Genomic DNA, 8,766 nt, shown 5'->3' on the forward strand with positions numbered 1-8,766 from the left:
GGCCGGCACCGATGCCGCGCCCTTCGCGGGCGGGTTCCATTGGTTCGCGGCGGTGGTTTCGGTTTACCTCCTTCGTGGCCCTGGTGAGGTTCAAGCGCGACGTCCTCGAGGTCATCGGCGCCTGCGCAGGGCTCGGACTCTGCTATATCCTCGCTACCGGATGATCGACGGCTTCGGGCCCGAAGGACCCGGGGCCCAACGGGCGACGGGGTCTTGCGGGTATCTGCGAGGAGGCCACTCCCGGGAAGCGCGGGCAAGACCCTCTGCATCACGCACTCGGCGGTCGCGCGATAGGTCCTGAGCTTAGGCCCGCCACGGTGCCGATGACCCGGGGGTAGGCGGGGAAGTAATGACGCAAGCTTGGGCATCCGGCCCTCGCCGGTCCGTCATCCTGAAGCCCCGACAGCCATCTAGAACTCGGCCGGGATGGGCCCAAACGGGCTCTACCCCAGATCACCGGCCCGCCCGTCCGACCCAACAGTGCCTATTGCAAAACAGCGTTGAACTACCTATGCTTACTGGCGAACCTAGGTCGCCCAAAAGCCCGATAATCCACCGATTCCGGCTCGATACCGGACACGTTTGACAGCCTACCGATCCAGTCGGAACTTTGAAGAAAAAGGGCTTTCCAGATTCCTATTCTCACATAACTCTTTATTTTGGATTATAAGCTTATGAATTATAATAATTGGAAAATGCAAATGAAGCCGATCAGTAAAACCTTTCTCAAAGGGTTGATGGCGATTATCCCCATTACACTCACTCTTTATTTGCTCTTCTGGCTTGCCGGCACTGCAGAATTGGCACTGGGAAATATCTTCAAGTTTTTCTTCCCCGACAGTTGGTACATAACAGGTTTGGGGTTCGTGTTAGGTCTTGCTGTAGTGTTTTTTGTGGGAACCTTTCTGGAGTCTCAAACTTTCCGCAGACGATTCAATAACGTTGAACAACTTATGATTAAGATTCCCGTTGTTAAAACCATATATACAGCAATACGCGATTTCACTTCTCTTTTCGGCCACGAACAGAAAGGGAAATTTAAACAAGTAGTTTTGGTTAATGTACCCCCCGGCGATCGTCAACAGGTAGGCTTTATTACAGTTTCGGATTCTGAGGAGCGCTCATATACTTTTATCGCCGATAACCAGGTTGCCGTATTTCTGCCATTCAGTTATCAGATGGGTGGAAACACGGTCATTATGTCACGGGAGAACGTAGTAGAAATAGATATGTCTGTTGAGGATGCTCTGCGTTTTATCGCAACCGCTGGCGTTGTTGGTAATGTTAATGATGAAAAACTCAAACGTTAAAGGGGTTTGAATTTAACTAAAACGTGCAACGCACGGTGCGCACCCAGGTGCTGCGGCTGTTCAAGCGCCGGGGTTTCGTACCATGTATCAATGGGAACATGGTGGCTGGCTGCTCACTGGAAGCGACGGTGCGCATGGAGCTCCGCGATCGGAAGGGGCTCGAAGCCAGGGCCAAGGATGGCCCTGTTTGGCGCGCAGAGGACACAACGGCGGTTGCTCTATGGTGCCCGCCCGATAGTTGCCCCCCTCCGACGTTACAGTACCTGTTGCAAACCAACGTTGAGCTTCCTATGCTCCGCCTTTTTCAAACCTTGCGCATCTTGGATCGGCTTAGTGCGGTCATACTTCGGGTCTACCAGCCTCGGGACACCGTCTCGTCCACAGCCGACGGCATAATCGGGATTGGAATAGGTCTGCGAGCCGATGGCGGACCGAGTCCTATGTCGGCCGCGGTCGCAAAGAAATGTGTCGACCTGTATATCGCCGGGGTCGCTGATCGAATTGTCTTCACTGGCGGATACCAGCGCAACGGCACCACCGAAGCCGAGGCCATGGCCAGCGTGGCTCGTCGACTTGGTGTACCAGAATCTGCGCTGATCATTGAGAACAAATCTCGGCGCACGCATTTGAACGCATTCTTGACTAAGCCGATTGTCGTCGAGCTCGGCTGGCGCTCTTTGATCCTCGTCGCCCAGAACGTTCATGCCCGCCGGGCGCTGGCCATTTTTCGCCGAGTTTACGGACCCGAGTACACTTTCTACTTCGCTGCCGCCAAGAGCAAGTACGAACTACTCCCTCAGCGTAGGCTCTCCTCCGAGCCGAGGTTTTTGCTAACTTGGGAGCTCCCATCATTTCTACTCGCCAAGATACGAGGATGGGCGTAACCCATGGACGAAGTCGATGCTCTGTTCAAGGAGTACGATACTCTCCGTCAAGAGAGTCTCGACTCTATGCAAAACAGAACGCAGATTGTTGCATTTGGCCTTGGCACCCTCGCAGTTCTGGCGGGCGCCGTACTCTCTCTTGATGCAGGCGACCGATCGCCCCACCTAATCGTCGGAGTTTTTTGCATCGGTTTACCAGTAATTAGCGCCTTGGTGCTTTACATCTGGCTGGGCGAAGTTGAACGAATGATGCGTGCGGGGAAACACATCCAACAGCTCGAATTGCGGATCAATGGCATTTTCAATACGACCGTGTTGACCTGGGAGACGCGCTTACGATCGACCAGGTCGCTCCAGATGAAATATTCATATGTTGTTGTGATAGCGCTATTTGTCGGGTCCGCTCTTGCTGCGCCGTGGGTTGGCCTCGCAGCGGACACGCTACCGATATGTAGCTATTGGTTGGGTGTAGTACCAGGCTCGCTCGTTGGATGTGGCGTGTTGGCGCACACTTTCGTCAAGTCTCGATCCTTCCAATAGAGAGCAGCGAACGTTGAAATGTGGCTACGACGGAACGGTTGAAGAGGAGCCATTATCTCCTTCTGTAGACGTCATTAGCCGATAATAAGTATATTTCAGCGTGAGATCAGCCGTTAGAGACGTCTCAATGTCCGATACGTAAATATATCAGATCCAGTGGTTTAGAGTTGGACGGCCTAAACCTCATACGCCCGAATATTCTCAGGAAAAGAACCAGAAATCCCCGCGGTGCCTTGACTACGTCGGTCAGCTTCGTGGGCCGCAGCGCCCCAGCACCTTGCCCGCGATCGCCTCGAAGCGCGCTTGCTCCGCCGGCGATAGGATCCGCTTCCAGGCCAATACGCGGGAGTGATCGGTCCTTCACTCCCACTCAATGGTGGCCGGCGGTTTTCCCGTGATGTCGTAGACGACCCGCGAGACACCGGGCACCTCGTTGACGATACGGCGCGCTACGCGATCCAGGAAGTCGTGTGGTAATGCGGCCGCGTGTGCCGTCATGAAATCCACGGTCTCGACGGCACGCAGTGCGATCACGTGGGCATAGTGGCGGGCGTCGCCCGTAACTCCGACCGAGCGCACCGGGAGGAACACGGCGAAGGCCTGACTCACGCGCTCGTACAGTCCGGCAGCGCGCAATTCCTCGATGTAGATCGACTCGGCCCGACGCAGCGTCTCCACATACTCTCGCCGCACCTCGCCGAGCACGCGCACACCCAGCCCCGGACCGGGAAACGGATGGCGGTACACGAGATCGTAGGGCAGGCCCAGCTCCATACCGAGGTTTCGGACCTCGTCCTTGAAGAGCTCGCGCAAGGGCTCGATGAGCCGAAGACGCATGCGCTCGGGCAGGCCGCCCACGTTGTGGTGGGATTTGATCACCTGCGCCTTGCCGGTCCTGGCCGCGGCCGATTCGATGACATCGGGGTAGATCGTGCCTTGCGCCAACCAATGCACGTCGCGTAGTTTCACCGCCTCCTCTTCGAAGACCTCGATGAACACCGATCCGATGCGCTTGCGCTTTTCCTCGGGGTCCTCGATCCCGCGCAGCGCCGCGAAGAAGCGCTCCCCGGCATCGACCTCGATGATGGACACGCCCAGGTGCCCGGCGAAGGCCGCCATCACCTCGTCGCCCTCGCCGAGCCGCAAGAGCCCGTTGTCCACGAAGACGCAGGTGAGCTGCTCGCCGATGGCCCGGTGCAGGAGGGCCGCGGCCACCGCCGAGTCCACGCCACCCGAGAGCCCGAGCAGCACGCGCTCGCGGCCGACCTCGGCGCGGATCCGCGCGACGGCCTCGGTGATGATGGCCTCCGTGCCCCAGCTCGACCCCGCGCCGCAGATCTCGTGGACGAAGCGCTCGAGGATGCGGCTGCCCTGGCGCGTGTGCGTCACCTCGGGGTGGAACTGCAGGCCATAGAACCGGCGGGTCTCGTCGGCCATGCCGGCGATGGGCGAGGACTTTGATGCGGCGATGACCCGGAACCCCGGCGGCGGGGACTCGACCCGATCGCCGTGGCTCATCCACACATCGAGGAGGCCATGACCCTCGGGGCTCCGGTGGTCCTCGATGTCGCGCAGCAAGGCCGAATGCCCATGGGCCCGCACTTGTGCGTAGCCGAACTCACGCGCCCGCGACGCCTCGACCCGACCGCCGAGCTGCTGGGCCATGGTCTGCATTCCATAGCAGATCCCGAGCACCGGGATGCCCAGATCGAACACCCGCGCGGGCGGCGCGACCTCTGGGGCGAGGGCGACGGACTCGGGCCCCCCCGAGAGCACGATGCCACGCGGGGCGAAGGCCCGGAGGACCTCGTCCGCGCAATCGTAGGGGTGGATCTCGCTGTAGACCCCCGCCTCGCGGATGCGGCGGGCGATGAGCTGGGTGTACTGGGAGCCGAAGTCGAGGATCAGGATCCGGTCGCGGTGGGCCCGAGCGGTAGCCGAGCCGCGGTCCGCCCCCATGCTGTGAACCGCCTCAGTCGGCGCGATAATTCGGCGCCTCCTTGGTGATCGCGACGTCGTGCACGTGGCTCTCGCGCATCCCGGCGTAGCTCACGCGCACGAAGCGCGCCTTGGTGCGCAGGTCTTCGAGCGTGGCGCAACCCGTATACCCCATGGCCGCGCGCACCCCGCCGAGCAGTTGGTTGATGATGGCCGAGAGGCTGCCCTTGTACGGCACCCGCCCCTCGATGCCTTCCGGCACCAGCTTCTCGATTTCGTCGCTCTCTTGGAAGTAGCGGTCGGCGGAGCCGTGCTGCTGTTGCATGGCGCCGAGCGAGCCCATGCCGCGATAGGACTTATACGAGCGTCCCTGGTACAGCTCGACCTCGCCCGGGGCCTCCTCGGTCCCGGCGAACAGCGAGCCGATCATGACCGCATGCGCCCCCGCGGCGATGGCCTTGGCGATATCACCGGAGTAGCGGATCCCACCGTCCGAGACCACCGGCACGCCGCTACCCCCGAGCGCGGCGGCGATCTCGGAGACGGCCGTCACCTGCGGCACGCCGATCCCGGTCACGATGCGGGTCGTGCAGATCGAGCCCGGACCGATCCCGACCTTGACGGCGTCCACCCCTGCCTCGACCAGGGCCTTAGCCGCTTCACCGGTCGCGATATTCCCGCCGATCACCTGGACCTCGGGGTAATGGCGCTTGATCCACCGGACCGTGTCCAGGACCCCGCGCGAATGGCCATGGGCGGTGTCTACGACGATCACGTCCGCTTGGGCCTGGACCAGCGCCTCCACGCGCTCACCGGTGCCGGCGCCGGTGCCGACCGCCGCGCCGACCCGCAGGCGCTCGTGCCGGTCCTTGCAGGCATTGGGGAATTGCTGCGCCTTCTGGATGTCCTTGACGGTGATCAAGCCTCGGAGTTGGAAGCGCTCGTTCACCACCAAGACCTTCTCGATGCGGTGCCGGTGGAGGAGCGCCACGACCTCATCGCGCCCCGCCCCCTCGGTCACCGTGACGAGCTTGTCCCGCGGGGTCATGATGCTCTTCACCGGGTTGTCGTGACGGGTCTCGAAGCGCAGATCGCGGCTCGTCACGATCCCGGTGAGGCGCTCGCCATCGACGACCGGGACGCCGGAGATGTTGTGGGCACGGGTCAACGCCAGGACCTCGCGGATGCTGGTCTCTTGTGTCACCGTGATCGGGTCCTTGACCACCCCGCTCTCGTATTTCTTGACCATCCGCACCTCGGCGGCCTGCTGCTCGGGGCCGAGGTTCTTGTGCATCACCCCGAGCCCCCCCTGTTGCGCGAGCGCAATGGCCAGGCGGCCCTCGGTCACCGTGTCCATGGCCGCCGAGAGGATGGGGATGCGGAGATCGATGTCGCGCGTGAGCCGCGTCGCCAGGCTCACGTCCCGCGGCACGACCTCGGAATAGGCCGGGACCAGGAGGACATCGTCGAATGTCAGGGCTTCGCCGGCGAGACGCATGGGTTCAGGGAAGAGCAAGGCCGCGGATCGAACCATTATCGTGAATCGAACAATTATAGGGGCTCTGCCGAAGGGGGTAAATGATGCGACCCGGGGCGGGGAGTTGGCGAGCACCCGCCACGGACGGTGCAGCGTTTTGAACCGTTTCCGACGGCGCCGAGGGAAAGGCCGAGCGATATTCCACCCCGATCGCTTCGGGCGTACCATTCGGCGCCTATGCCCAACACCGATCCATCGCGGCTTGCGGGGCTCCTGGCCGATGTCGCCTCGTCCTGGGCCGGTCCGGCCGCGGTCGGGAGGGCGGGCCCTTTTCATCAACAGCTCCTCTACGAGCGGTGGCTCAGGCGGCCCGTGTGGCGGTTGCGGGATGAGGCCGTGCCCTTGCTCCTCGGCATCGATCCGGTCGTCTGGGCCCGGGGCGGTGGGGCCCCGGGCTCGACCGAAGTGCAGGACCGGGTGTGGGCGGCCGTGCATGCCGCGGTGATGGATCGGGGCGGGCCGCGACTCATCGACAGCGGCGCGGGTCCCGAGCACTGGTGCGTCCAGCCGGCCGATCTGTACCGCTGGGCGAGCCGCCGCGGCCTCGTCCTGCCGGAGTCCTTCGTGACCCTCATGGATTTCATCCTGCGCGCCATCAAGGCACCCGCCGGTGAGGTCGCGGTGACGGGGACGCCACCCCAGACGCACCTGGCTTCGGTCCGCGAGCAGGTGCTCGGGGCCGCGCTCAACGTGCTCGCCAAGTGCCCGGAGCAGTGTTACGACGCGCACGGGCTCTGCAGTGGCGCGCGCATCGCCGAGCGCATTGCGGCGCAGTCGATGCGGTGGTTCGACGCCCCGGAACCACCCCTGGCGGGGCCCGAGATGGCGGCCTTGATCGACCGCTGGCTCGAATAGCCCTCCTCTTCACTATATTTTGGCGCGCCTCATGGCCGATCCCGGCGCCTCCGCGACACCGGCCTCCGTGCCCGTAGCGCCGACCTTGGGCCTCGCCGAGGCCGCTCGGCGCGCCTGGGACGTGATCGTCGTTGGGGCCGGCCCGGCGGGGGCCTGCGCCGCGCGCGAGCTGGCGCGCGCCGGACGCTCGGTCCTCCTGGTCGACAAGTCGAGCTTTCCCCGTTACAAGGTATGCGGCTCGTGCCTGAACGGCCGGGTGTTGTCGGCGCTCGAGGCGGTCGGTCTCGGCGCTCTGGTCGAGGAGGCCGGCGGGGTGGTGCTCGATGGCTTGCGACTCGCGGCCGCGGGCGCGGAGGTCGCGCTCAGCCTGCCCGGCGGCGCGGCGCTCGGGCGCGAGCGCTTCGATGCCCTCCTGGTGCGGGCGTCGGTACAAGCCGGCGCCGAGTTCCTGCCCAGGACGCGCGCGCGACTGGGGGTAGTGGGGGTACTGGGGGGGCCGACGGACAGCTTCAGGCCCCTCGTCCTGGAGCACGGCGGGGGCACGGAAAGCGCTCGTGCCCGGCTGGTGCTCGCTGCGGACGGCCTGGGCGCGGGACTCTTGCCGCGCGCGCCGGCGATGACCGCGCCTGCCTCCCGGATCGGCACCGGGCTGATCGTGGACGAAGCGCCGGGCTTCTACCGCGCAGGTTGTATCCACATGGCGTGCGGCCGGGCCGGGTATGTGGGGCTCGTACGCCTCGAGGACGGCCGGTTAGATGTGGCCGCGGCCTTCGACCCGAGCGCCCTCGGGCACCTCGGCGGACCCGCGCGCGCCGCCACCGGGGTCATCGCCGAGGTCGGCTGGCCGGTGCCCGCGGGGCTCGCCGCGGGCCCTTGGCGCGGCACCCCGGGCCTGACCTCCCGACCGGAGCGCATCGGCGCGGAGCGCCTGTTCGTGCTCGGGGACGCGGCGGGCTATGTCGAGCCCTTCACGGGCGAGGGCATCGCCTGGGCCCTGACCTCGGCCCGGGCGCTCTGTCCCCTCGCCCTGCGCGCCGTGGATCGCTGGGACCCGGGATTCCCGGCGCTCTGGGCCGCCCTGCATCGCCGCGCCCTCGGCCCGCGCCGGCTGTGCCGCGCGACCGCCCGCCTCCTGCGCTCCCCGCTCCTGACCGGGGTGCTCGTGCGTTTGCTCGCCAACGCGCCTGCGCTGGCCCGGCCCATCGTTCAGGCGCTCAACCGCCATCCGGCGCTTCCGTGACCAAAATTAAAAGAATGATAAGTTTCATGCGAGGACGTCCTGCCCCGACGCCGGGCCCGTGCGACTGAATCCGAGCACCAGACGGTAGTAAACCAAGCCGGCGAGGACACGCTGAGAGTACACAAGGAACGGCAAACATTAGTTCGCTGCGAAGCCCGCGACTGGCTAGCGTCCCCGTGATCCAGGCTTCCCCCTAAGCCGAGCGTTGCCAGCCCCGAAGAAGTTCGGCCTAAGGAACCCCGCGCTTCTTTTCGCACCGGCGAGCGGTATCGGCCTCACCACCGCCTTTACAGGTATCTTCGCCCCGCCCTCCGTCGAGTGTATCGTTCCCTCGACCTCCGTCGAGCCGATCCCTTCCCCGACCGCCGACCAACATATCCTTTCCGCTACCTCCACAAATCAGGTCATTACCCCCTAGCCCTTTGATGGTGTCGTTGCCTTGCAGACCGACGATCACATCCC

The 8,766-nt window shown here is 64.0% G+C and carries 7 protein-coding genes and 1 pseudogene; 5 read left to right on the plus strand and 3 right to left on the minus strand.

Translation table 11 applies throughout. The features are described 5' to 3' along the window. Positions 1-701: 701 nt before the first annotated feature. The 3 genes from M3461_19280 (at position 702) to M3461_19290 (ending at position 2,734) form a co-directional block, all read left to right on the plus strand. Positions 702-1,310: a DUF502 domain-containing protein gene (locus M3461_19280; GenBank protein MDQ3776342.1), complete on the plus strand. Its 609-nt coding sequence runs from the start codon at positions 702-704 to the stop codon at positions 1,308-1,310. Positions 1,311-1,750: 440 nt separating this feature from the next. Next, positions 1,751-2,194, plus strand: a complete 444-nt coding sequence (locus tag M3461_19285) for a YdcF family protein (protein ID MDQ3776343.1) — start codon at positions 1,751-1,753, stop codon at positions 2,192-2,194. A gap of 3 nt (positions 2,195-2,197) precedes the next feature. After that, on the plus strand, positions 2,198-2,734 hold the full coding sequence (locus M3461_19290) for a hypothetical protein (protein ID MDQ3776344.1): 537 nt from the start codon (positions 2,198-2,200) through the stop codon (positions 2,732-2,734). Between the two features lie 360 nt (positions 2,735-3,094). Here M3461_19290 and guaA read toward each other — a convergent pair whose 3' ends face one another. Both guaA and guaB read right to left on the minus strand, forming a co-directional pair. Then, positions 3,095-4,693, minus strand: coding sequence for a glutamine-hydrolyzing GMP synthase (guaA, locus tag M3461_19295; GenBank protein ID MDQ3776345.1), 1,599 nt, complete (start codon positions 4,691-4,693; stop codon positions 3,095-3,097). A gap of 13 nt (positions 4,694-4,706) precedes the next feature. After that, positions 4,707-6,170 carry an IMP dehydrogenase gene (gene guaB / locus M3461_19300; GenBank protein MDQ3776346.1) on the minus strand — a complete coding sequence of 488 codons (1,464 nt, stop codon included), beginning with the start codon at positions 6,168-6,170 and terminating at the stop codon, positions 4,707-4,709. A 216-nt stretch (positions 6,171-6,386) separates the two neighbouring features. Here guaB and M3461_19305 point away from each other — a divergent pair, with 216 nt between their 5' ends. Then, complete coding sequence (locus tag M3461_19305; GenBank protein ID MDQ3776347.1) at positions 6,387-7,064, plus strand: hypothetical protein; 678 nt, start codon at positions 6,387-6,389, stop codon at positions 7,062-7,064. 31 nt (positions 7,065-7,095) lie between these two features. Further along, positions 7,096-8,304: an FAD-dependent oxidoreductase gene (locus tag M3461_19310; GenBank protein ID MDQ3776348.1), complete on the plus strand. Its 1,209-nt coding sequence runs from the start codon at positions 7,096-7,098 to the stop codon at positions 8,302-8,304. 295 nt (positions 8,305-8,599) lie between these two features. On the opposite strand, the pseudogene M3461_19315 reads toward M3461_19310, so the two are convergent. Then, positions 8,600-8,766 (minus strand): annotated as a pseudogene (locus M3461_19315) (calcium-binding protein).

This window comes from Pseudomonadota bacterium (assembly GCA_030860485.1).
In the GTDB taxonomy this organism is placed as follows: domain Bacteria; phylum Pseudomonadota; class Gammaproteobacteria; order JACCXJ01; family JACCXJ01; genus JACCXJ01.